The following is a 24,129-nucleotide window of genomic DNA, read 5'->3' as shown; positions in this document are numbered from 1 at the left end:
TATATTGAAATCAAATGAAAGCAATTTTTAAAAGAACACTAATGCTACTTTTGGCTGTCACGATCAGTGGAGCCGCAGCATTAGCTCAAAAGAAAATCTCAGGAGTCGTTTATAAAGACGGAAAACCTGCAGCAGGAGTAGAAGTGTCTGCACACAAATCGAAAGACACTTTCTATACAAGTTTTGATGGCAAATACGAATTAACTATTTCATCAAAAACTAAATACATTCGTTTTGCTTTCCCTGAAAAAGAAGAGAAACTTGATATTCAAGGCAAAGATGGGAATGTATTTAATTATAATTTCGGTGGAAAACCATTTGTTGCACCAAAAGCAAATGGTGGAGCTATTGACCTAAGATCTCACTCAGAGCTTATTCAGGCAAAAGTTTCAGATTACATGCGTCAGTATAATCTTTTCTTCGATTTTTATAAGCAAAAAGATTATCAGAGTGCATTGAAGCCATGGGGAGTTCTTTACAAAAAGTATCCTAAATCTTCTGAAAACATTTATATCAAAGGGATGAAGATGAACGATCAATTCATCAACCTTTCTTCAACTAAAGTTGAAAAGAAAGAATTGATCGAAAAAGAGATGGCAATCTATGACCAACGTGCAAAGTACTTTGGTAAAAAAGGATTCATCGAAGGTAGAAAAGCTTTAACTTATCTACAACACATGTACAATCCTCAAGAAATGACGGACTCTCAACTAAAAGAAGTTGGTAAAAAAGGGTACAACATGCTTGATTCGGCAATCAAAGAGGCAGGTAACGATACTAAAGGAGCTGTTCTTCTATTGTACATGAAAGTTTCTGCTGACCTTTTCCGTATTGGAGAGCTTAGCAAAGAGCAAATCCTAACAAACTACGATAAAGTGTCAACAATTCTTGACGCTAATGCAGAAAGTGAAGATGATTCTTACCAACTAGCAAGGTCTCAGTCTGACAAAATCGTTGTTAGAAGTGGTGCTTTAGACTGTGAATCAATCGTTGCAATTTATCAACCTAAGTTTGATGCAAATCCAGACGATGTCGTTATGTTGAAAAAGATGATGGCTCTTTTCCGTCGTCAAAACTGTACTGATAGCGAACTGTTTAACGATGGTGCAGAAAAACTTTATAATCTAGACCCATCAGCAGGTGCTGCAATCTCTCTAGGACAACGTTACGCGAAGAAACAAGATGCAGCTAAAGCGATCGAGTTCTTGAAAAAGGCTTTAGAGATGAACAAAACTGAAAAAATTGCAGAAAATGATGCAATTGCAAACTATATGCTAGGTATTGTTTACTTCCAATTAAAGAATAACTACGCAACTGCATTCAAATATGCTAAAGCAGCGATTAAGGCAGATCCAGAGGATGGAAAATATTATATCCTTGCTGGTAATATTCTAGGTGTTGGTGCGAAGACTTATGGTAAAGATGAATTTGAGCACTCAATGGTATATTGGTTGGCTACTGACTATTTTGCAAAAGCGAAAAGAGTAGATGCATCTGTTGCGGCAGAAGCTCAGAAGAAAATCGCTACGTATAAGAGATATTTCCCTATTAAAAGTGAGCTTTTCTTCCACGATGGAATGAAACCAGGACAAGCTGTACAATTAGGTGGTTGGATCAACGAATCAACAAAAGCTAAAATTAAATAGTACCATATGTTGGTAATATCAAAATATAGGAATATGGTGGCACTACTAGCAATAGTTGTGCCCACCATATTCCTTTTTTCATGCAAAAGTAATGATGAGGAGAAAGTGGATCTACCAGAATACAAACACGTTCCTATTTCGACCTCGACAAATTTTCGTTTCACCTATACAGACTCTGCAAGAGTTACACTCAAATTTAAATCACCAGAGCTGATAATTGACTTTGATGAAGGAAAAGACGAAAAGAAAAATCGCTTTAAACTATGTACTAAGGGATTTGTTGTTGAAAGATACAATAATGATGGTGTAATGATCGGACATATATCCGCTGACTACGGAAAGGAATACGAGTATGAACATAAATACGAAGCGAGAGGAAATGTAGTGGTGTATAATGAAAAGGGAGATACTCTTAAAACAGAGCACTTGATCTATTTACAACAAGACAAGAGAATATACTCAGATGTGTTTGTCAAGATTATTCAAAAAGATCGTATTATCACAGGAGACCGCTTTGAATCAGATGAAAATTTTGAAAATAGAGTCCTATATAATTCAAATATTAGGATGGATATTGAAGAAAAAAGTATAAAAAAAGAAACAAAATAATTTTAAAATCGTAGATGAGTAGTTTTGCCATAGTAATAATAACCATTATCCTTTCTGCTTTTTTCTCCGGAATGGAGATTGCATATCTATCGTCAAATAAACTAAGACTAGAGGTAGACAAAAAAAGAAATGCACTGAACTCAAAACTACTTAATATTTACACAAAAAATCCAAGTCGATATATCTCCACCATGTTGGTCGGTAATAATATTGCTTTGGTAATATACGGACTTGCATTCTCAACAATCTTAGCCCCTATAATTGCAAATTGGACCACATCAACAAGTGCTGAAATTATAATACAGACCTTATTATCAACAATAATAATTCTAGTATTTGCAGAATTTCTCCCCAAAACACTATTTCGTGTAAATCCTAATATGTCCATTAACATTTTCTCTATCCCTGTTGCTCTCTTTTATATCCTCTTCTATCCTATTACATCGTTAACACAATTGATAACCAAGATGGTTATCAAACTGCTGGCAAAGAATGGCAAGATAAAAGATGAGGACGAAAAACAGATATTTGGAAGGATCGATTTAGATAACCTTCTTAATGAACAAGAGCTAGAGAACCAAGAGAACATACCAGAGAATGAAATTAAATTATTCAAAAATGCACTGGACTTCTCAAAAGTAAAATTAAGAGAATGCATCGTACCTAGACCAGAAATTCACGCTCTTGAAATTGATAGTACTATTGACGAACTTAAACATCTTCTGATAGAAACAGGATTTAGTAAAATACTTATATTCGAAAGCTCAATAGACCATATAGTGGGATATGTTCACTCATCAGATCTTTTTAAGAATCCTAGCTCTATAAAAGAAATTTTGCGAAATGTTGATTTCGTTCCAGAAACAATGGAGGCTAGCAAGCTTCTGTCTAAATTTCTTAAACAAAATCAAAGTATCGCAGTGGTTGTCGATGAATTTGGAGGGACAGCAGGTATTGTTACTAATGAAGATATCCTAGAAGAGATTTTTGGAGAAATTGAAGACGAGCATGATAATGATGAATATATCGCAAACAAAATGGAGGATAATCTATACATGCTCTCTGGTCGACTAGAAATAGATGACCTAAATGAACGTTTTCATCTCAATCTTCCGGAAAGTGACAATTATAAAACCATAGCTGGACTTATCATTAATCAATGCGAACGGATTCCTAAGATGCAAGAAGTGATAAAGCAGGAGTCTTATGAATGGAAAATATTAAAAAGTACACCAACAAGAATTGAGTTAGTCGAACTTAGACTAAAAGATATAGATTTAAACTAGGACGACTTCTAAATTATTGTTAATTTTAAATATCAAAGAGTGACTTTTTTAATCAACTACACCAAAATAGTCTCTTTTTATTCACAACTATTTTACTATATTCGTAGCTCCAAAGGAGTTAATTGAACTTTTAAAACTTGTAATTACAAATTCACAAATAAATATCGATGGCAACATTACAAAAGATTCGAGACAAAGGTGGGGTTTGGGTAGGAATCACAATAGGTGGTGCACTTCTAGCTTTTGTTTTAGGAGGCTTACTTAAATCGGGAAGCTCTTTCAGTCGCGACGAAGCGATGGAAATAGCTGAAATAAATGGTACTTCAATCAAGCAACCAGAATATCAAAAAATTGTAGACGATTATACAGAGGTGTATAAAATGAGATCTGGAGGCGCTTCCGTAGACGAAAGGGTTACTCAACAGATCCGCGAGCAAGCATGGCAAGTACTAGTACGTAAGTATGTGATGCGAGATGTATATGAAGATTTAGATATTCATATAACATCAGATGAGCTATTGGATATGATCCAAGGTGAAAATATTCACCCTATGATCAAACAACTGTTTGGAAATCCTCAAACAGGAGAAGTGAACAGACCTGCTATCGTACAATTCCTTAAATCAATTGAAACAACAGCTTCTGCTCAACAAAAACAATATTGGAGTTTTCTTGAAGATCAAATGATCAAAGATAGAGAGTTCTCAAAATATAGCAGCCTTATCAATAAAGGAATTTTTGTTACAAACCAAGAGGCACAAATTGATCTAGCAGAACGTAATAATCAATTCAACATCAACTATGTTACTAAAAGTTATAGCAGTTTGAGCGATAGTTTAGTAAAAGTCTCTGATGCTGAAATGAAAGCATATTACGAAAAGAACAAAGAGAACTATAAACACAACGAAAATACAACAATCAAATATGTTGTATTTAACGTTTCTCCTTCAAAAGAGGATGATCTACAGACAAAAAAATGGATGGAAGATCGTAAAGATGAGTTCTCTACTACTGCAAACTTAACATCATTCATGAGCCTAAACTCAGATGTTGCATATGATAACAACTTTGTGAAGCCATCAGATGTTGCATCAAACCTTAAGGCATTAGTTCAAGATGGAAAATCTGGAGATGTTTATGGCCCATACCAAGAGGGTAATAGTTGGAAAATGGCTAAAATCATTGAATTCAAAGATCTACCAGATTCTGTTAAAGCAAGACACATCCTTCTTCCTGTAAGAAATCAAGCTGATTTGGTTAAAAACCAACACTTAATCGACAGTCTAAAAACAGCCATCGAATCAAATAAAACTTCATTTGCTGCAGCTGCAAAGAAATACTCTCAAGATCCAGGTTCTGCTTCAAAAGGTGGAGAACTAGGATGGTTCAGAAAAGGACAAATGGTTCCACAATTCGAAGCTGCGGCTTTCTCTGGTAAGAAAGGGCTACAGGTTGTACAATCTCAATTTGGATTCCACCTTATTGATGTTGAAAAGACTGGTAAGAAATCAAACAATGTTAAAATTGCCGTTCTTGTTCGTAATATTGAGCCAAGTACAAGTACTTATCGTGACGTATATGACAAAGCATCACAATTTGTAGCTGAAGGAACAAATAGTGAGCTTTTTGATAAGCAAGCGGAAGCAATGAAGGTTTCTCCTAGAATTGCGACTCTATCTAAGAACCAACAAGCAATCGCTGGAATTACTCACTCAAGAAGTATCATTCGTTCTGCATTCCAAGCTGAAGAGGCAAACAAACTTATCCTTGACAACAAACAAGCTGCGATATTCGAGTGTGATGACAACTTTGTTGTAGCATTGCTTTCTTCAAAGCAAGAGGAAGGTATCTCTTCTTTCAATACAGTTAAAGCACAAGTTAAATTGGCTGTTGTGAAGGAGAAAAAAGGAGTATTGATCTCTAAAGAACTTAAAGGTTCTGACCTGAACAGTATCGCTTCTGCAAACAATACAACAGTAAAGACTGCTGAGAACCTAAACTTTGCGTCATATGCAATTCCAGGTGCTGGTATTGAACCTGCTGTTATCGGTGCTGCCGCATCTTGTAAATTGAATCAAGTTTCTGCACCAGTTGTTGGTAATAACGGAGTTTATGTGGTTCAAGTAACAAATAAAACAAAGGGAACTGACAATAACGTTGTCGCAGCTCAAAAGCGTATGTCTAACGAGATATCATATAGAGCAGCTTTCCAAGCGTTTAACGAACTTAGAGAAATTTCAGATGTAAAAGACTTTAGAATTAAGTTCTACTAGTAGACATCTGCTTACCATACAAAGTAGGTATTCCCTTTCGGGAGTACCTATTTTTTTTGTGCTAGAATCAAGGATTCACTATTTGTTCTTACTGAAACAGGAACAATCTCACCACATATATGGATAAGAATTATATACTTACACAGGAGAAGAAAGCTCTTGTTAAAAGCAGAAGAAAGCTCTTGTTAAAAGCAGAAGTATAACTCTTTTGAAAATATCATGTATGCGACACTTCTTAATCTGATTCTGTATCATGACATCAATCACTTTTTTCTTGTCTAGAATAGGATCAATCAATTCTAATATAAGAACACCGATACGAACGATATTTAAATTGCAAATAAGAAGCTTTTAAGAGTCTAAAGACACACACAATCCTTTCAATCATCATTTGCATATTGATGGCATGAGACACCATAAAAAAAGCAAAATAACATATTGAGTCAATTAGGTATCCATGATTATTCAACATTGGGTTTTACTGACATAAAAGACTAGAGTATGATTGTTTGAGCAAAAAAAAGAGATCTCAAAACGAGATCTCTTTAGATAATCTACCGACAATAAAGCGATATTAAGGTCTTTTCAATAATGGATTTGCATCCACTGCATTATCTGGATAAGGCAATACATAGTTTTCTTTTCCAGCAAGCTTTAGATCCTCCCAACGAATTCCAGCTTCGAAACATAACTCTAATCGACGCTCGTTTTCAAGAGATAAACTTGATTTACGAATGGTTTGAAATTCCTTTAAACGATTGTCATTCCCTGCTTCTGCTGAAATTAAATACATCTCTGCAATACGCACTACAGGAATTGAAGAGTCTTGTTCTTCAGTATATTTATTGGGAACCATATAAGTTTTTTTGTTCTCTCCTTCACCTAGTTCTAGACTTTTAAAGGTATTTACACGTGTATCGTCTCCTTTAATTAGTTTTGTCAATTCTTCAGAGGCAGAGAAACAGTTCCACCCATATGACGGTTTTGAAAAAACATATCCTACAAGGCTACCATCTTTTTTATTACCAGTAAATTGCATGATAATCTCACTATCATTAGAAGCAGGATTCTTAGCTAATGAAAACTTGTCCAATGAGATTACCTCTTCTGCAACTTTACCAGCCTCAACAATATTGCCCTGAAGACGATATACACGAGCTAACAATGCTTTAGCAGCACTTTTTGAAACAATTGAGTATGATTCTTTACGAGATTTCTCGTCAAAATCAACAGCATTCTCTGCTGCATATTTAAGATCTTCAACAATTAATTCTAAAACTTCATCATTTGTAGAAGGAGCGACAGGCGTGTCGATCACATAATCTTCTTTAATATAAGGAACTCCTGCAAAAAGGTCATTCAATCGTAAAAAAGAGAGTGCTCTACAAAAATAAGCAGAAGATCTTTGCGCTAAAGTTGCATTTTTTTGTTTGATGATATTATTACAACGTGCAACAGTCTCATAAACTGGATAATACATATAATTCAAAAGAATATCATCAGAAGGAATACTATGGTCCATTGTATACTTAATCTGACGAAATTGTATAGAAATACCGTTTATATCATCCGCTAAGAACTCTGGATATAGGTGATTCAGGTATTCAAAGCGTGATGGTGATAACATTTTATTATACATTCCGATAACCATCGCATCGATATCACTTTTTGTTGTATTTGCTTCTGCATTTACACTAACTTGTGATGGAATATTTAAATCCTTTTCACATGCAGTTAATAGCCCCAATAACAAGACTAGGGTGATATATATATTTCTTTTCATGATTTTCTAGATTAAAAATTTAAGTTTAGTCCGATCAAGAAAGTTCTACTGTTCGGGATTCCACCATTGTCAACACCAGCGGAAACTTTGTTGTTGGTTGCTGAAGGGTCAACATACTGAACCTCTGGATCTAATCCACTATAATTAGTTAGAGTAAACAAATTTCTCGCTTGAAGATAAATACGAGCTGTTTTAATAAAGTTAACTTTGCTTCCAAAACTATAACCAAGAGTAATATCAGAAATTCTTAAGTAGTCTGCATCCTCTAAAAATCTACTTGAATCTTTATTATTCCAAGCACTTAGATCTGAGTCTGTTGTTAATTGAGGAATATCTGAATGATTCTCTGGCGTCCAATAATCTAACTGGGCTGTCCACATGTTTCTTGAATAGCCTTTTTTCTGACCTATTGGAGCACCTGCAACTTGTGCTTTACGAGACATATTATAAGTCTTCTTTCCTAAAGAGTACTGTGCAGTGATATGAAAATCAAAATTCTTGTAATCTACATTTAAACCAAGTCCACCAAAGATTGGAGCAATACCTCCTTCATACACCTTTGAATCGGCCGAAGTAATTTGTCCATCTCCGTTTACATCAGTATAAAGGGCATTTCCAGCTAGAACAGTTTTTCCTTCATTACCATCTTTGTCAATATATACGTAGTCTTCGTCAGCAACACCTTGGTATTCTAAAAGATCAAAAGATCCAATGGCATAGCCTTCTTTAACAATTGAAACAAAACTAGTAGTATAATAATCTTTAGACTTTTTACCTGCATCTACGACTTCACTCTTATTGTAGGAAAAGTTTGCATTCAAGCTTACATTTAAATCTGATTGTTTAATGATATCACCAACCAATCCAAGTTCAAAACCGATATTCTGTGTCTGACCAACATTAGCTTTTTTGGTTCTAAAACCAGACTCATACGTAATAGAAACATTGTTCAGAAGGTCATCACTCTTTTTGATATAACCATCTGCTGTGAAAGTTAAACGATCCTCAAAAAGACCTAAGTTTAAACCAGCATTTAATGATCTCGATTTCTCCCAAGTCAAATCAGGATTATAAACAGATGTCGCAGCAATACCTGGTTTATCATTATAGTTTTTTCCTGATACCAATAGATTTTGTCCAGATGCATAACTGATACCAGATTGGTTACCAGTAACACCATAAGAAGCACGAAGACTTAAAGTAGAAACAAGAATATCTTGAGGGAAGAAAGACTCTTTAGAAGCATTCCAACCTAAAGATACTGCTGGAAAAACACCCGAATTATTCTCTTTTCTAAACTTAGAAGAAGCATCTCTACGAAGAGATAGCATCATATTATAACGTCCTTCATATGAGAATTGGAAACGTGAAAAATATGATTCTAATGCATTGGCACTATAATAACTTCGACCATTAGTAATCTCTCCAGCTGAAGTTAACCATCTTAAAGATTCAGATGGAAAGTTCTGCCCTTGTACATATGAATCCTCAAACTGCCATTTTTGGAAAGAGTGTCCGATAAGAACTGTATAGGTAAGGGACTTATCTAGAAGAGAGTTTTTGTAAGTTAAAGTATTCTCAACCAAAAAATCTCTATTATAAGTAGTGCTATAATACCCAGATCCATTTACTGAAGATCCTTGTTTTGAACTAGGAGAATCATAACGATTATATCTATTCATGTGAATGTTCCCACTTACACTTGAATGCCACACTAGACCTTCTATTGGAGTAATGTCAGCAAAGAAAGCACCACCTAGATCCGTATTCTTACTAGTAAGTTGTCTCTCAAAAGCAAACATAGGGTTTGTAAAACCAGCATATGCAATAGGTTTACCATTTTCATCAAATGCAGGTTGATTAGGTTGTGCTCTCATTGCACCACTCCAAGGTTGATAGATACTATTATCCTCACTTAATGGCACACTTTCTGATGCTGCAAAGAAACTATTTACACCTAATTTTAACCAATCAGCAACACGATGTGTTAGGTTTAACTTAGTTCTATACTTTGTGTATTGGTCTTTTTTGATGACCCCTTCTTGGTCATAATATGAACCTGACCAGTAGAATTGAGTTTTTTCATTACCCGAACTGAAACTTGTTTGATAATTTTGAACCTTGGCATGTTCTCTTGTAACCAGTCCAATCCAATCTGTATCATACTTAGGAGCACCAAGAAGACCTGTAGCACCTTCCCCTAGCTCATTGATGATTGATTGGTTTTGAACATCAACATATTGTTGTGCATTTAACAATTCAGGCTTTTTTACAAGATCCTGTATTCCATAATACGCATTCACGTTTACAGATGATTTTCCTGCTTTACCATTCTTAGTAGTGATCAGAATAACCCCATTGGCAGCACGTGAACCATAAATTGCTGTAGAAGCAGCATCTTTAAGAATCTCCATACTCTCAATATCTTGAGGAGAAATATTTCCCATCGAAGATTGGGATACTCCGTCAATTATATAAAGGACACTGTTACCAGCGCTTAAAGATCCATTTCCTCTCAAACTAATTTGAGTTTCATCTCCAGCGCGTCCACTTGTAGAAATAACCTGAACACCTGTTGCTTTTCCCTGAAGAGCCTGTGCAACAGAAGCAACAGGAGCTTTGGCTAGATCTTCTGATTTTACAGAACTAATGGCACCAGTGGCTTCACTCTTTTTTACTGTACCGTATCCAACCACAACAACCTCATCCATATTGATTGCATCTTCAGCCATTAAAGCATCGATGCGAACTTGATCGCCAACAACAAACTCTTGTGTTTTCATTCCCACATAAGAAAATACAATAACACTTTCCTTAGAAGGAACTTTAATTTTGAAGTTACCATCGAAATCTGTAATTGTTCCTACAGTAGTTCCTTTGATAAATACAGAAACTCCAGGGATTGTAAGATTATCACTTTTACCTCTTACCGTACCTTGAACATAGAACGTCTGTGCTAGTACTTCTGACATCGACAATAGTGTCAAAAATACCAACAATAAAAATTGTCTTTTCATAGATTTACATATTTGATTTTCTTATATCCTAAAAAAAAGGAATACTTTCTACACTACTGCAATAGTCAGAAAGATCAAAATGAGCTCATATTTACAATATGATTCAAAACAAAACAATAAAGTTTCATTCAAATCTTAATTTTAACCAACTCATTATGATTAAATGCAAATATAGACAAACAAACATGTAATGCTAATTTACAATATTACGAAAACATGATCTTAATCATTATGACACAACTTTCACACAAAGAGATAAAATAATACAAATCACTAATAAACAACACCTTAACAAACAATAGATTTCAATATGGTGTTTTTAGTAAACAAACCGTAATTTTATTGTTTATTAACAGTAATTCACATATATATATTAGAAAAAATTATCTTTTTGAAGATAGAATATTAACAAGTTAATCAAGAAGGAGCATAACCTGTATGACTCAGGATTTTAGAAGAATCTTTCATTTCAAACAATTTTTGGATGGTTACACCTGGATTTTTTTTCATATAAGACTCAATTAAGCGATACCCAATCCATCGGCCACATTGTCCAGGGGATTTTGTTGTAAAGAAATTAGTAAAAGGAGATGGCCCTACCATTTTTCGCACCAATAATTGATTCGTGTCAAATAACATTTTTTGATCGACTAAATAGTTCCACATCGCAGCTTCACTTGTTTCACACCATCTCCATTGGTCTTTATTATAACCAATAGAAAAAAAAATGTCTTTGTCAGGAAAGATGTAAGTTAATGCATACAAAATCTTGCCTTCATATATAAGATAATCTATTAGTCTACGCTTTTTAATTGACATAGGATACTGAACTCTTAACCAGAACTCCATAATGTCTAATGGGATTCTTTCACGAATCATTAGTTTATGTTTATACTTTGGGATTGCCAACATATCATAATAAGGACAATCACTTCCAAGATACATCTCTAAACTAACCCCAAGTTCGTCTTTACTATACAAAATAGAATTATTAAACCCTGACACTAAAGTATATATATGAGGCAGAGGAGAATTAGGAAAATAATAATTAAAATAGTGAAAACATTTCTTGATAGAGTCATCTAAAGGAGAGATCTGATTTATTTTACCTACTGCAATATATGCCTTTTGAACAGTCGAGTCATTTAGAAAGTCACTAAGGATTACATTAAGATCATTCACTCTCTCATTCTCAACTCCTAACACCTGTTGTGCAAAAAATAACACTGCTTTGTGTTCATTCTTATGGATATCTCCAAACAATGATTTAACCGGATCTGTTAATGTTGGAGTGACGACATCCTCAAGATGTGTAATACTATCAATCGTTTGAGTATTTTCTACAGAAACATTTCGATGGTCAGAATTACAGGAAAAAAGCACTCCAATCAAAAAGACAAAACATATTATTCTAGACATAATAGCAATAATTTCAATTAATTAAACAGAATGAATTAAAAGGCAATTTTATCATCATGATAAGTATAGTATCGATGAAATAACTATTTTTTTTGTAAATTAAAAACAAAGTTTAAAACTAATAAAGTACTTTTGAAGTTACAATTATGATGACTTTTGTGTGTAAAAACAATTAAACATATAGTTATGTTAAAAAAAATAGCCCTAATAACAACATTTACATTCTTATGCATTACCTCGCTTTTCTCTCAGGAAAAGTTTCGTCTATCATTTGTTGCTTCCCCGCAACTAGGATGGATAAAAACAAGCGATCATAGTATTGAAGATGCCAAAGCAAGGTTTGGATTTAACTTTGGAATCGAAAGCGACATTTTCTTAGACTCAGATAAGAGGTATTCATTTCTTACAGGAGTAATGCTTTCATCCATGGGATCCAAAGTTACTTACAACGAAGATAAAGTAATCAATGACACTGCGATAAAAGCAGGAGAAGATGTAAAAATTGGATACAAATTTATTGAGATCCCTGCGGCAATAAAGTTAAGGTCAAATCAAACACACAGATCTGTTTTTTATGCCCAATTTGGACTCTCAAATTGGATTAATATTGGCAGTAGTATCACCACAGAAGATGATGCTTTAAAAGGAGATAGCATAAAAGATAATCTATCATTCTTCAATATGGGGTATAATGTTGGAGGTGGACTGGAATATGACCTAGGAGGCAGAAATGCTCTTAATATTGGAGTCTTATATCAGAATGGTTTTACAGATATAAGCACCAACGATTCTTTCATGAAAAACAGTTCACTGCGAAATGTCAGACTAAACTTAGCCTTTATATTTTAGATTTGTGATTATAAAGAGAGAAGAACGAAAATTCAAATAATAGATACCGAGGATGAAAATAGCATTATCACAACTTAATTACCACGTTGGGAATTTCGAAAAAAACACAGAGAAAATCATCCAGCATATTGAAAAAGCCAAGAAAAAAGGAGCTGATGTAGTAGTCTTTTCTGAGCTAGCCATATGTGGATACTACCCTCAAGACCTTTTAGAAAAAGAGCGTTTCATTTTAAGCTGTATGGAGTCAATTGACAAAATATGTAATTACTCACACGATATCACAGTCATAGTTGGTGCACCTAGTATTAATAATACGAATAAAGGGAAAAGACTATACAACTCGGCATTTATACTACGAGAAGGTAAAATATACGATACAATACACAAAACCTTATTACCAACCTATGATATTTTTGATGAATATCGCCACTTTGAACCAAACAAAACGTTTAGGTTGGTAAATATCGATGGTAAAAAGATTGCTATAACTATATGCGAAGATATTTGGGATGAACAAAGTTCGGACAATAATTTTGCACAGAAGAAACTTTACAATGTCTCTCCCATGGAAGAGCTTAGTAAACTAAACCCTGATATAGCAATTAACCTTTCAGCCTCTCCTTTCTCTCATGACAAAGAGACTAAAAGGAAGAAAACGATTCAACAACATGCATCCAAATATAAGTTGCCTTTTATTTATGTCAGCCAAGTAGGAGCACAAACAGAAATACTATTTGATGGAGGTTCGGTTTATGCTCTTCCTGATGGATCTATCCAGAATGAATTGGCATATTTTAATGAAGACTTTGCTGTAGTTGATACTGAGAATAGAAGTAAACCTACCATTCAACCGTTCAAAGGAAATATTGGTAAAATTCATGATGCCCTTGTCGCGGGAATTAAAGACTATTTTAATAAATCTGGTTTTTCTTCTGCCACTTTAGGTTTATCTGGAGGAATAGACTCTGCTGTAACTGTTGTGCTTGCAGTGGAAGCACTAGGTGCTGAAAATGTTCGAGTATTACTTATGCCTTCTAAATACTCATCTGATCACTCTGTAAAAGACGCTGAGGATTTAGCAAAGAATCTAGGAATACAGTATGATCTTGTACCAATTGTTGATCCAGTACTAGCCTATGAAAAAAGTTTATCTGACGTTTTTAAAGGATTAGAAGAGGATGTAACAGAAGAGAATATTCAGGCTCGAATAAGAGGTACATTAATGATGGCAATATCTAACAAGTTTGGCAATATCTTATTGAATACCTCTAATAAAAGTGAAGCTGCTGTAGGTTATGGGACATTGTACGGCGACATGAATGGAGGACTTTCAGTTCTTGGCGATGTGTATAAGACAGACGTATTTAAACTCGCACACTACATCAATAGAGATGAAGAGATAATACCTGTAAATACTATTGTGAAACCACCATCAGCAGAATTACGTCCAGGACAACAGGATAGCGATTCACTACCAGACTATGATCTTCTAGATAGTATTCTTTATCTATACATTGAAAAATCAATGTCAAATGAGCAAATAATTTCTCATGGCTATCCAAGAGATGTTGTAGAACGTATTGTTGGAATGGTTGATCGCAATGAATATAAACGTTTTCAATGCCCTCCTATTATAAGAGTATCCTCGAAAGCTTTTGGAGGTGGTCGCAAAATGCCTATTGTTGCTAAATATCGAAACTAGATATCAGCAATATAAATGAAGCACAGAAAGAGAGAAGAGCTACTTCTCTCTTTTTTTATTGTAGTAAAGCAAAGGTTAACAGATGAAAGCAAAAAGAGTTTAATTAAACTCTTTTTATTTTCAAAATTATTGTATATTCGATCACATAAATAATTTCGTATCAGGATTATTTAATTAACTTTGATGCTATATAACATAAACAGAGTGGAGTATGTTTAATTCAAATTTTGATTTAGAGGGTCACTTTGAAGAGAGAGAAAGCATATTTACAGTTTTGTCACCTGAAGAACTTAAAGAATTAGAGAAAGCACGTCAAGTTATTCGCTGTCGTCGCAATGAAATAATCTACAAAGAAGGTGACACTCCTACAGGTATGGTTTACCTCCATGAGGGCAAAGTAAAAATATACAAAGAGGGCGTAGGAGGTCGAGAACAGATTATCCGAATGGTAAAATCTAGAGGCTTAGTAGGCTTTAGATCATTGCTTGCTGGGGAAAATCACATCTCATCTGCTGTTGCTTTAGAAGAAAGTATTGTACACTGTATCCCAGAAGACTTTCTATTTAACACTTTGCTCAAAAACAATAACTTCTCATTACGTTTGCTTCAGAACCTTGCACAAGAACTAGGTTTCTCCAATAAACGTACGATTAGTTTGACCCAAAAACATATTCGTGGAAGGTTAGCTGAAAGTCTACTTCTCTTAAGAGATAAATATGGTTTTGAGAACGATCAAACAACCTTAAAAGTATATCTATCTAGAGAAGATATTGCTAATTTGTCGAATATGACAACCTCAAATGCCATTCGAACGTTATCCACTTTCGCAAATGAAAAAGTAATCGCAATTGATGGACGTAAAATACGCCTAACTGATGTGAATGCTTTAGAAAAGATATCTATGCTTGGCTAAAAATTTAACCACCACCGTGGACTATACATTATTCTACGGTGTTGGTTATCTATTTTAGTACCCACACAAAAACATACTTCTACAATTCTTTCTTTTAGCCTATTTTTTAACTAATTTACAGTCACAATATATTTTATCTTAGTTAAAAAAGAACCGTAGGCTATGAATATATCGATTTATTGCACCAACACCGATGTATATAAAACATACCCTCTAGGCATTACATTAGAGGAGATTGCTGAAGACCAAAATATAAAGATCGAAAGTGATCTTCTTGGAGCAATGGTAAATAACCGTTGTAAATCATTGGACTACACTGTAGTCAAACCCAAAACAATTACATTCTTTGGTTACGATCATCCCGAAGGTAGAAGGATGTATGCTAAATCTCTTTCATTCATGCTTTGGGTTGCTTCGTTACGTTGTTTTCCTGACCACACGCTATCAATAAGAAACTCTGTTTCGGGAGGTTACTATTGTAAGTTGGATAATATTGATACATTACCTATAAATTATCATGAAATATTAAAAGGAGAAATGGAACGACTTGTACTTGAAGCCATTCCATTCCACCGTCACCTATATCCAATTGAGCAATGTTCTAAAATTCTTTCAAAGGAGAAATTATATGCAAAAAAAAGACTCTTCGAAGAATATGGTAACTTATATGCACCTCTAAATGAGTTCAATGGACACCATAACTTTTTCTATAATCACCTTGTTCCAAACAGTTCCCATCTTAAATCTTTTGATATAGAACTCTATTCCGATGGTTTTATACTAAGACTACCAACTAAGAATAACCATGGAGAGTTAGAACCAATAAAGAATCAACAGAAATTATTTCAGACAATTAGGTATCATAAGAATTGGGCGAATAATCTTAATGCAAGAAACCTATCTCAACTTAATGACTGTAAATACCGAAACTGGGATAGAGATCTTATTAAAATTGCAGAGGCATTCCATGAAAAAGAGATTGCTCGTATCGCAGATAAAATAGTACAATCTCGTGACTCGATCAAGATGGTATTAATTGCAGGTCCTTCTAGTTCAGGAAAAACTACATTTAGCAAGAGACTAGGAATACAGCTTTCAGTGCTTGGATGTACACCCAAACAGATTTCACTAGATGACTTCTTCGTGAACCGAGTAGAAACACCTTTAGATGAAAAAGGGGAATATGACTTCGAAGCATTTGAAGCTATCGATAAAGCATTCCTAAACCATCAACTTGATACTCTTTTTAGTGGCGAGGAGATTACAAAACATCGTTTTGACTTCACACTAGGGGAAAGAGTGAAGACTCTTGAAAAGATGAAGTTAGAAGCTCATGATATTTTAATCATAGAAGGAATACATGCGCTGAACCCACAATTGGTAAGTGACATCGAACAGAAGCATATTTTTAAAATATTTATTTCTGCACTCACACCAATATCATTAGATGAACACAACTATATTCCTTCGACAGACAATCGTTTAATTCGTAGAATTGTAAGGGATAGTAAATTCCGTAATTACAATGCTTCTGAAACCATTAAGCGATGGCCTAGTGTAAGAAATGGGGAAGAAAAACATATTTTCCCGTATCAAGAGGAGGCTGATATAATGTTTAATTCGGCACTAATATATGAACTAAGTGTATTGAAACCTTATTTGGTTTACCGATTACAAAGTGTGAAAGAGAGAGAACCAGAATATGCAGAGGCTAAAAGACTTCTAAACTTCATATCTTACTTTAGAAGCTATAATGCTTCTGAAATACCACCAACGTCCATATTAAGGGAGTTCTTAGGTGGCAGTAGCTTTGAATATTAACAAAAAAGAGGAGATCTTAAACATCTCCTCTTTTTATATTTATAAAGTTCGTAACTTACTAAACACAGCCTTCTTCGACCAGATAGTTTGAAATAAACCTCTTCCAAACATAAAAGAAATCATCGCAAACCACAAAGCATGATTACCAAACCAAGGTTTACAAAAATACCAAACAGGGAAAAACAACAATAGCGTTGACATTAACATGGTGTCCTTCATCGCTTTTGACGAAGTCACACCAATATAGATTGCATCCCAAATATAGGCAGAAAAACTAAGAACTGGGACCAATACGACCCAACCAATATAATCACTTGCAACCCCAATTACCTCATTATTATTTGTTAATATAGACAATATTGATTTCCCTAATAATCCATATACAAGCGAGAAGAGGATAGATAAACAAATTCCCCATAAAAAGAGAAGTTTTAACAGTTTGTAAAACGATTCAACTTTCTTAGCACCATATAAGTTCGCAGAGAGAGACTCCCCTGCAAAAGCAAACCCATCCATAAAGAAAGAGAAAAACATCATAAACTGAAGAAGTAGAGTATTTGCAGCCAACACTTGATCGTTCACCCCAGCAGACTTCGAAGTAAAAAAAGTAAAGACAATTATAATACAAAGAGTTCTAATAAATATATCTTTATTTAAAGAAAAGAATCGTTTTAAGTCTCCCAGGTCTAAATAAGATTTTAAATGAGTCCAACCAATCCATGCATTGAAGTTCCTATAGATTAAAACAGCAGTAACAATAAGTCCAACATATTGTGAAATTACTGTTGCAAGAGCAACTCCATCAGACGTAAGTCCCAAAACAAGAACAAACAAAGAGTTTAGAACGATATTTACAATATTGACAAGAATCGCAACGATCATAGAGATCTTTGCATTTTTCATTCCGACGAGCCAGCCATTTAACGCATACAGTCCTAAAGTGGCAGGAGCTGCCCAAATACGTATCTGAAAATAGATTCTCGCAGAATCCTTAACCTCCTGACTCCCCTCTAACAAATTAAAACTCAACCATTCGATAGGTCTTTGTAACACGATTAGGGAAACTGCAATCATTAAAGAGACAAGCAGCGATTGATATAACAGATGATTCACTCGTTTGTGATCATTTGCTCCATAGGCTTGGCCAGTAAGCCCACTCGTTCCCATTCGTAGAAAATTGAATGCCCAATAGATAAAGTTAAACAACACCCCTCCCAATGAGATCGCTCCAATATATATATCAGAATCAAGATGGCCCATTAAAGCTAGGTCTACTAGCGATAAAAGAGGTACCGTGATATTACTTATAATGTTGGGAATAGCCAACGACAATATTTTTCTGTTCAAAATATTCAATTAAAATAGATAGATACGTATGATAGTTTAAGCATAGAGGTCGAGAACTTTATCAAAATTGGACTTATTAGGCCAATCTTTCTTCCATGTCTGGTCTACAATCTCTTCTAACTTATTCATGTAAATAGACTCAAATCCCTCTTTAAAAACATAGGAAATACAATCCTCATATGTCTTATAAATACTTTGATGAAAATTGGCTTTTCTGATATTACGACTACGTGGAAATTGTATTGCAACATCGATATAGTACAACATCAGCTCAATTAGCTTTTCGGGAGATACCCCCAAAGTAGACAATAGTTTGTAGTTCTTTTTAAAAACTGTTGGACGCATCTTAGGTCTTCTAGACCTTGCAGGATAAAACTCTTTATTTATTGCAGTTTTTGCATCTTCTAGTAGTTTATCTTCATCAGGATTGAAGAAGAACTTATAAAAATCTTTTACATCTTTAAAACGATCATGCAGATCAACAATCATCTCCTTTAATTGATCTTCATTCAGGGTATCAAGATGTTTCTTGAGCTCTCTTTTACTCATAACAGCCACATTTATTCATAAAAAGATATCCTTATGATTCTAGACCACAAGGATATCTTCTTTACATCTTATATAAGATAACGACTAGTCTCTTCTTCCAAAAAAGCGAAGTAGATACAAGAATAGGTTAATAAAATCAAGGTATAAAGTTAAAGCACCTAATATAGCGACCTTATTTACTCCTTCTGGGTCATGGGCAGTCACTTCATACATATGTTTAATCTTCTGTGTATCATAAGCTGTCAATCCAGTAAAAAGAATCACTCCTACATAACTAATGATCCAATATAAAGCTTCGCTATTCAAAAACATATTGACAACAGAAGCAATTATAACACCGATAAGCGCCATAAAAGCAATATTACCTATAGAAGATAAATCTTTTTTGGTCATATAACCATATAGACTCATCAACCCAAACATCGCAGCAGTGATCAAGAATGTATTATAAATGGAGCCACTGGTATAGACTAAGAATATAATTCCCAATGTAACCCCATTCAATGCTGCATATATAAAGAACAACAAACGAGCACGATCGGATGACAGGCGATCAATACGGCTAGAGATATAATAAACCAATGCCAATTCTGCTATGATAAGAGGGAATACACCAAAACCACTACTATAAACTAAACCAATTATAGTACTCGAAGAGGCACTCAAATAGGCAACACCTGCTGTAATTAAAAGAGCAGAGAACATCCATGCATAAACTTTCTGCATAAAAGCAGAACGTGCTTCTGAAGCATCACGTTGCATCCATCTATTTTCCATATATTCAAATTTTTAATTATCAAAATCTATTCAAATTACTATTCACAAAGCTACAAAAACTCTTGAAACAAATTCATAAACAAAAGTTATCAAAACGACAACCTCTAAACACTAGGTCAAAAATCATGCCTATGCTAAAATGTCATGAAAACCTCCATAGTATTCAGAAAAAAATGACAACTTTGTAAACTTTGTTATACATTAATCACTATCACTTATAGAAAGGATAGGCCAATCTTACATATAATGAATAATGCAATTATGTGGCTAATCATGTTATTAGCCAATTTTATACTAATCGTTCTAGCATATAAAATATTTGGCAAAAGAGGTCTTTTAGTTTGGATTCCTATATCCACTATCATTGCAAATATACAAGTAATTCAAACAGTACATCTATTTGGAATGATAGCGACATTGGGGAATATTGTATATGCCTCCTCTTTTCTTGTTACAGATATACTCTCGGAAAACTATGGAAAGAGGGATGCAAACCAAGCTGTATGGATAGGGTTCTTCAGTCTAATATCCATGGTAATTCTAATGAACCTAGCACTTTTATTTGAACCACTTGAGGGAGATGTTTTGTCTACTAAAACACACGAATCTCTTGAGATGATATTTAACTTGATGCCTCGCATTGCAATTGCGAGTCTATTGTCATATGTTATCTCTCAAAAGCACGATGTTTGGGCATTTCATTTTTGGAAGAGATACTTTCCTAAAGAGAATCAATTGTGGATAAGAAATAACCTGTCCACGATGGTATCACAGCTTATAGACAGTGGTTTTTTCACACTCGCTGCATTCTATGGTGTATTTTCACATAATGATCTCATTCAGATCTTTGTCTCTACCTATCTACTTAAATTTGTAGTAGCTGCCGCAGATACTCCATTTGTGTACTTAGCACGACGAATAAAGAAAAAAAACAGCTTCTTCTACGATGAAACATTACGATAAAAAAGGAATGAAAAGAGCGGATTAAAATCCGCTCTTTTTTTTATATTAGATTTACATTTCGTCCGTAAAACTATCTTCATATTTTGCAACCACTCTCTTAATAATCTGATAAGCAATAGTAATAACCACTGGAACAGAGAGAAGCCATAATATAGAATTTAAATACATATTCTTATAAGTTTAAATTAATAAATGTGTGTATCTCCATGTCCAGTAACCTCATCCTCTGTAATATCAGTCTTATTAATGGCCCTCCACGCATATGCAATATATGCAACAACAAAAGGAACAATCAACGAAACCCAACTCATTACAGTTAAAGTATACTCTGAAGAACAACTATTGGTAATATTTAATGAAGACTGCATATCTACATTCGAAGGGTAATAACAAGTATTATTATAACCTGAAAGGATCAATAAAGAAAAAACAGTCAAGACTGTTCCTGACCCTGAAAACCAAATTGCATTCTGTCTTTTTGGAAATCTTAGTGAAGAGAAGATACCATAAAGAACAAGTACAACACCAATCAAAAGAATCGCTGTATTTAATGGCATCTCAAGTAAATTATATAAATATTTATGAGGTACTACAGAAACAAAACCTTGAGCATCATATCCTCTTCCGTCTATAAACAAGATAGAGATTAAAAAGGTTAAGAAAAAGATCAAGAATGGAACCGCATTCATTAATATCGATTTCGAAAATCTACGATCAAATGCATCATGACTTATACTATTCTTAAAATAGTGTAATGCCAAAACTCTTGATAAGAAGAAAACAGCCAAACCTAGAGATACGTTGATATAATTAAAAATGGCCTCTAATCCTCCCATTGGATGCTCCCATTTAGAGAAGTTCATCTCATTATGAGAAAAATTTGCACCAGTGAAAAATGTACCAACTACAGTACCGATAAGAATTGTAGCAAGAACACCATTTATTAGCAAAAACACCTCAAATGTTTTAGCTCCTAAAAAATTGTTTGGACGTTTTCTAAATTCATACGAAACTGCTTGTAAAATAAAACAGAACAGCAAAGCCATCCAAGCCCAATATGCTCCACCAAAACTCGTCGAGTAAAACAACGGAAAAGATGCAAAAAATGCACCACCAAAAGTTACTAGAGTTGTAAATGTAAACTCCCACTTTCGACCAAGGGCATTAATTAATAGAGTCTTCTCCGTTTCAGTCTTCGCAAAAGAGAAAATCATCGATTGTCCTCCTTGTACAAAAAGCAAGAAAACCAACAAACTTCCTAATAGGGAAATAATTGCCCACCAATAATGTTGTAAGAAACTATACGATAAAAATCCTAACATAATCACAAAATATTATACAGCCTATTTCTCTGGGCCAATTTTTATTTGTTTAACCATAATCATAATCTCTGCAATTAGTAGAAAAGTAAATACAATTGCAAAAAGGCAAAAAGTAACTATTACAGCACTCGAATCAATATTTGTGACAGCTGCAATAGTAGGCATCAAGTCTTGAATCACCCAAGGTTGACGTCCAACTTCTGCAACGACCCATCCTGCTTCCCCTGCAACGTATACTAAAGGCAAGGCAAGTAACGAAAGATAATAGAACCATTTATATTTGGTTAGTTTTCTTTTAATAGCAAGGAATAGAGCCAAAGCAAAAAGTGCAATAAAAAAAGTCCCTAGTCCAACCATTATATGAAAGCTATAAAATGTTAGTGGTACATTGGGAATAATATCCTCAGGATTATTAAAATATCCATAACCAAAATACTTGAAATAATTATTTTGGAAATCTTCACTCATAAACTTTTCTCTCAATTGAGAAGACACAGCCTCATTTTTCTCCTTCTTAGCTATCTTGTAATCTTTTAAAGTCTTAATAGCCAAACGACCTCGTTCAATCTTTTCTGTTGTAGACAATAATCCTCTTTCAGGAACACCATCTAATATATCATACACTCCAGGTAAATATGCATTTGGATCATGAAATGCCAAAAGAGAACCAGCTTTAGGAATCTCGAATTTGAATGCGAACTTGTCTGCTTCTCTTGTAGAGTGATCATTTACTTTGTCATTCGAAAGAACACCAAAAGCGATCAGAGGAGCTCCCTCTTGTCCTTTATAAAGACCTTCCATTGCGGCAAACTTCATAGGCTGGTGTTTTGCAACCATCTGTCCAGATCCATCTCCTGTACCTGCAACAAAAAGCGAACTTATAAGTCCAAAGATACTTGCTACCATGATGCTTCTTTTCGCAAAAGCCACTTCCCTCTTTCTCAAAAGAAACCAGCAAGAGATACCAAGAATAAAAACACTTCCTGTAACCAAACCTGATCCAATCGTATGCACCACTTTATTAATAGCCATAGGACTTAAAGCGACTTCCCAAAAGTTCATCATCTCATTTCTAGCAGTGTCGGGATTAAACTGCATTCCAACAGGATTCTGCATCCACGCATTTGCAATTAGAATCCATAATGCGGATAAGTTAGCTCCAATAGCTGTCAACCATGTAGATGCAAGATGGAATCCCTTACTTACCTTGTTCCATCCGAAGAACATCACAGCAATAAATGTAGACTCCATAAAAAATGCAAGCATTCCCTCAATAGCCAATGGTGCCCCAAAAATATCTCCTACAAACCAAGAGTAGTTTGACCAATTTGTTCCAAACTCGAACTCTAAAATAATACCCGTAGATACCCCTATTGCAAAGTTAATCCCAAATAACTTCATCCAAAACTTAGTGGCTCTCTTCCACTCAGGATTTCCTGTTTTATAGTAGATCGTCTCCATTATAGCTAACAGAAACGTGATCCCTAAAGTTAAGGGTACAAACAACCAATGGTACATGGCTGTAAGTGCAAACTGGGCTCTGGACCAGTCAACCGTAGATAAGTCTAAAGTGTCAATCATTATTTATATCTGTTTGAATGTTTGTCAAATTATCAATTACATGAGCGCTACGCTCTTTATCTGTTGAGAACTCAGTATTTAACTTATTTGGGAAGAAAAAGAGCTTCAACACAAAAAACATAACAAATAGCTTTAACAAGATTACAGCCCATGCCTGCTTACCCCAAGTCATTGACTTAAATCCCTCATAGTAAAAACTAAAAACTCTTTTAAAGATATTCATGGGTATTTATTTTTTTCGTTTGCGTGAAAATACAAACATTTTTGAATTT

Annotated in this window: 18 protein-coding genes; 9 read left to right on the top strand and 9 right to left on the bottom strand. The window is 34.4% G+C overall.

The annotated features are described in order from the left end of the window. Positions 1-14 precede the first annotated feature (14 nt). The 4 genes from K4L44_13120 (at position 15) to K4L44_13105 (ending at position 5,814) form a co-directional block, all read left to right on the top strand. A complete protein-coding gene (locus K4L44_13120) occupies positions 15-1,646 on the top strand; it encodes a tetratricopeptide repeat protein (GenBank protein ID QZE13508.1) in 1,632 nt (543 codons plus the stop codon). A 6-nt stretch (positions 1,647-1,652) separates the two neighbouring features. Next, positions 1,653-2,255 carry an LPS export ABC transporter periplasmic protein LptC gene (lptC, locus tag K4L44_13115; protein QZE13507.1) on the top strand — a complete coding sequence of 201 codons (603 nt, stop codon included), beginning with the start codon at positions 1,653-1,655 and terminating at the stop codon, positions 2,253-2,255. 14 nt (positions 2,256-2,269) lie between these two features. Continuing rightward, positions 2,270-3,541, top strand: coding sequence for a hemolysin family protein (locus K4L44_13110; protein QZE13506.1), 1,272 nt, complete (start codon positions 2,270-2,272; stop codon positions 3,539-3,541). Between the two features lie 167 nt (positions 3,542-3,708). Further along, complete coding sequence (locus tag K4L44_13105) at positions 3,709-5,814, top strand: SurA N-terminal domain-containing protein (GenBank protein QZE13505.1); 2,106 nt, start codon at positions 3,709-3,711, stop codon at positions 5,812-5,814. 574 nt (positions 5,815-6,388) lie between these two features. Here the strand turns inward: K4L44_13105 and K4L44_13100 are convergent. The 3 genes from K4L44_13100 to K4L44_13090 form a co-directional block, all read right to left on the bottom strand. Continuing rightward, positions 6,389-7,597: a RagB/SusD family nutrient uptake outer membrane protein gene (locus K4L44_13100; protein QZE13504.1), complete on the bottom strand. Its 1,209-nt coding sequence runs from the start codon at positions 7,595-7,597 to the stop codon at positions 6,389-6,391. A gap of 11 nt (positions 7,598-7,608) precedes the next feature. Continuing rightward, complete coding sequence (locus tag K4L44_13095; protein QZE13503.1) at positions 7,609-10,614, bottom strand: TonB-dependent receptor; 3,006 nt, start codon at positions 10,612-10,614, stop codon at positions 7,609-7,611. A gap of 417 nt (positions 10,615-11,031) precedes the next feature. After that, positions 11,032-12,033 (bottom strand): hypothetical protein, encoded by a 1,002-nt coding sequence (locus tag K4L44_13090; GenBank protein QZE13502.1) that lies wholly within the window; start codon positions 12,031-12,033, stop codon positions 11,032-11,034. Positions 12,034-12,219: 186 nt separating this feature from the next. Here K4L44_13090 and K4L44_13085 point away from each other — a divergent pair, with 186 nt between their 5' ends. From K4L44_13085 to K4L44_13070, 4 genes are all read left to right on the top strand, one after another. Beyond that, the gene (locus K4L44_13085) at positions 12,220-12,882 is read left to right on the top strand and encodes a PorT family protein (protein QZE13501.1); all 663 of its coding nucleotides are present in this window, start codon (positions 12,220-12,222) and stop codon (positions 12,880-12,882) included. Between the two features lie 52 nt (positions 12,883-12,934). After that, positions 12,935-14,584 carry an NAD+ synthase gene (locus K4L44_13080; GenBank protein ID QZE13500.1) on the top strand — a complete coding sequence of 550 codons (1,650 nt, stop codon included), beginning with the start codon at positions 12,935-12,937 and terminating at the stop codon, positions 14,582-14,584. A gap of 211 nt (positions 14,585-14,795) precedes the next feature. After that, entirely contained in the window at positions 14,796-15,497 is a 702-nt protein-coding gene (locus tag K4L44_13075) for a Crp/Fnr family transcriptional regulator (GenBank protein ID QZE13499.1), read from the top strand. 162 nt (positions 15,498-15,659) lie between these two features. After that, complete coding sequence (locus K4L44_13070) at positions 15,660-17,318, top strand: nucleoside kinase (protein QZE13498.1); 1,659 nt, start codon at positions 15,660-15,662, stop codon at positions 17,316-17,318. 39 nt (positions 17,319-17,357) lie between these two features. On the opposite strand, the gene K4L44_13065 is transcribed toward K4L44_13070, so the two are convergent. From K4L44_13065 to K4L44_13055, 3 genes are all read right to left on the bottom strand, one after another. Further along, the gene (locus K4L44_13065; protein QZE13497.1) at positions 17,358-18,665 is read right to left on the bottom strand and encodes an MATE family efflux transporter; all 1,308 of its coding nucleotides are present in this window, start codon (positions 18,663-18,665) and stop codon (positions 17,358-17,360) included. A gap of 36 nt (positions 18,666-18,701) precedes the next feature. Continuing rightward, on the bottom strand, positions 18,702-19,214 hold the full coding sequence (locus K4L44_13060; protein QZE13496.1) for a hypothetical protein: 513 nt from the start codon (positions 19,212-19,214) through the stop codon (positions 18,702-18,704). An 84-nt stretch (positions 19,215-19,298) separates the two neighbouring features. After that, on the bottom strand, positions 19,299-19,991 hold the full coding sequence (locus K4L44_13055; protein QZE13495.1) for a Bax inhibitor-1/YccA family protein: 693 nt from the start codon (positions 19,989-19,991) through the stop codon (positions 19,299-19,301). Between the two features lie 246 nt (positions 19,992-20,237). On the opposite strand from K4L44_13055, the gene K4L44_13050 reads away from it, so the two are divergent. Next, a complete protein-coding gene (locus tag K4L44_13050) occupies positions 20,238-20,954 on the top strand; it encodes a queuosine precursor transporter (protein ID QZE13494.1) in 717 nt (238 codons plus the stop codon). A 185-nt stretch (positions 20,955-21,139) separates the two neighbouring features. Here the strand turns inward: K4L44_13050 and K4L44_13045 are convergent, their stop codons facing one another. From K4L44_13045 to K4L44_13035, 3 genes are read right to left on the bottom strand one after another with little or no spacing between them, the layout of a single operon-like run. Next, complete coding sequence (locus K4L44_13045; GenBank protein ID QZE13493.1) at positions 21,140-22,276, bottom strand: cytochrome d ubiquinol oxidase subunit II; 1,137 nt, start codon at positions 22,274-22,276, stop codon at positions 21,140-21,142. Between the two features lie 21 nt (positions 22,277-22,297). Further along, positions 22,298-23,857, bottom strand: a complete 1,560-nt coding sequence (locus K4L44_13040; GenBank protein ID QZE13492.1) for a cytochrome ubiquinol oxidase subunit I — start codon at positions 23,855-23,857, stop codon at positions 22,298-22,300. Beyond that, positions 23,850-24,080 (bottom strand): DUF4492 domain-containing protein, encoded by a 231-nt coding sequence (locus tag K4L44_13035; GenBank protein QZE13491.1) that lies wholly within the window; start codon positions 24,078-24,080, stop codon positions 23,850-23,852. Before K4L44_13035 ends, K4L44_13040 begins: the two co-directional genes overlap by 8 nt. Positions 24,081-24,129: the final 49 nt, after the last annotated feature.

Source organism: Prolixibacteraceae bacterium (genome assembly GCA_019720755.1).
Classification (GTDB): Bacteria; Bacteroidota; Bacteroidia; order Bacteroidales; family Prolixibacteraceae; genus Halosquirtibacter; species Halosquirtibacter laminarini.
This window is presented reverse-complemented; position numbering and strand designations above follow the sequence as displayed.

What these genes read in the sequence shown, in the direction of transcription:
- K4L44_13120 (QZE13508.1), top strand. Translation starts at nt 15, where the DNA reads ATGAAAGCAATTTTTAAAAGAACACTAATGCTACTTTTGGCTGTCACG.
- lptC (QZE13507.1), top strand. Translation starts at nt 1,653, where the DNA reads ATGTTGGTAATATCAAAATATAGGAATATGGTGGCACTACTAGCAATA.
- K4L44_13110 (QZE13506.1), top strand. Translation starts at nt 2,270, where the DNA reads ATGAGTAGTTTTGCCATAGTAATAATAACCATTATCCTTTCTGCTTTT.
- K4L44_13105 (QZE13505.1), top strand. Translation starts at nt 3,709, where the DNA reads ATGGCAACATTACAAAAGATTCGAGACAAAGGTGGGGTTTGGGTAGGA.
- K4L44_13100 (QZE13504.1), bottom strand. Translation starts at nt 7,597, where the DNA reads ATGAAAAGAAATATATATATCACCCTAGTCTTGTTATTGGGGCTATTA.
- K4L44_13095 (QZE13503.1), bottom strand. Translation starts at nt 10,614, where the DNA reads ATGAAAAGACAATTTTTATTGTTGGTATTTTTGACACTATTGTCGATG.
- K4L44_13090 (QZE13502.1), bottom strand. Translation starts at nt 12,033, where the DNA reads ATGTCTAGAATAATATGTTTTGTCTTTTTGATTGGAGTGCTTTTTTCC.
- K4L44_13085 (QZE13501.1), top strand. Translation starts at nt 12,220, where the DNA reads ATGTTAAAAAAAATAGCCCTAATAACAACATTTACATTCTTATGCATT.
- K4L44_13080 (QZE13500.1), top strand. Translation starts at nt 12,935, where the DNA reads ATGAAAATAGCATTATCACAACTTAATTACCACGTTGGGAATTTCGAA.
- K4L44_13075 (QZE13499.1), top strand. Translation starts at nt 14,796, where the DNA reads ATGTTTAATTCAAATTTTGATTTAGAGGGTCACTTTGAAGAGAGAGAA.
- K4L44_13070 (QZE13498.1), top strand. Translation starts at nt 15,660, where the DNA reads ATGAATATATCGATTTATTGCACCAACACCGATGTATATAAAACATAC.
- K4L44_13060 (QZE13496.1), bottom strand. Translation starts at nt 19,214, where the DNA reads ATGAGTAAAAGAGAGCTCAAGAAACATCTTGATACCCTGAATGAAGAT.
- K4L44_13055 (QZE13495.1), bottom strand. Translation starts at nt 19,991, where the DNA reads ATGGAAAATAGATGGATGCAACGTGATGCTTCAGAAGCACGTTCTGCT.
- K4L44_13050 (QZE13494.1), top strand. Translation starts at nt 20,238, where the DNA reads ATGAATAATGCAATTATGTGGCTAATCATGTTATTAGCCAATTTTATA.
- K4L44_13045 (QZE13493.1), bottom strand. Translation starts at nt 22,276, where the DNA reads ATGTTAGGATTTTTATCGTATAGTTTCTTACAACATTATTGGTGGGCA.
- K4L44_13040 (QZE13492.1), bottom strand. Translation starts at nt 23,857, where the DNA reads ATGATTGACACTTTAGACTTATCTACGGTTGACTGGTCCAGAGCCCAG.
- K4L44_13035 (QZE13491.1), bottom strand. Translation starts at nt 24,080, where the DNA reads ATGAATATCTTTAAAAGAGTTTTTAGTTTTTACTATGAGGGATTTAAG.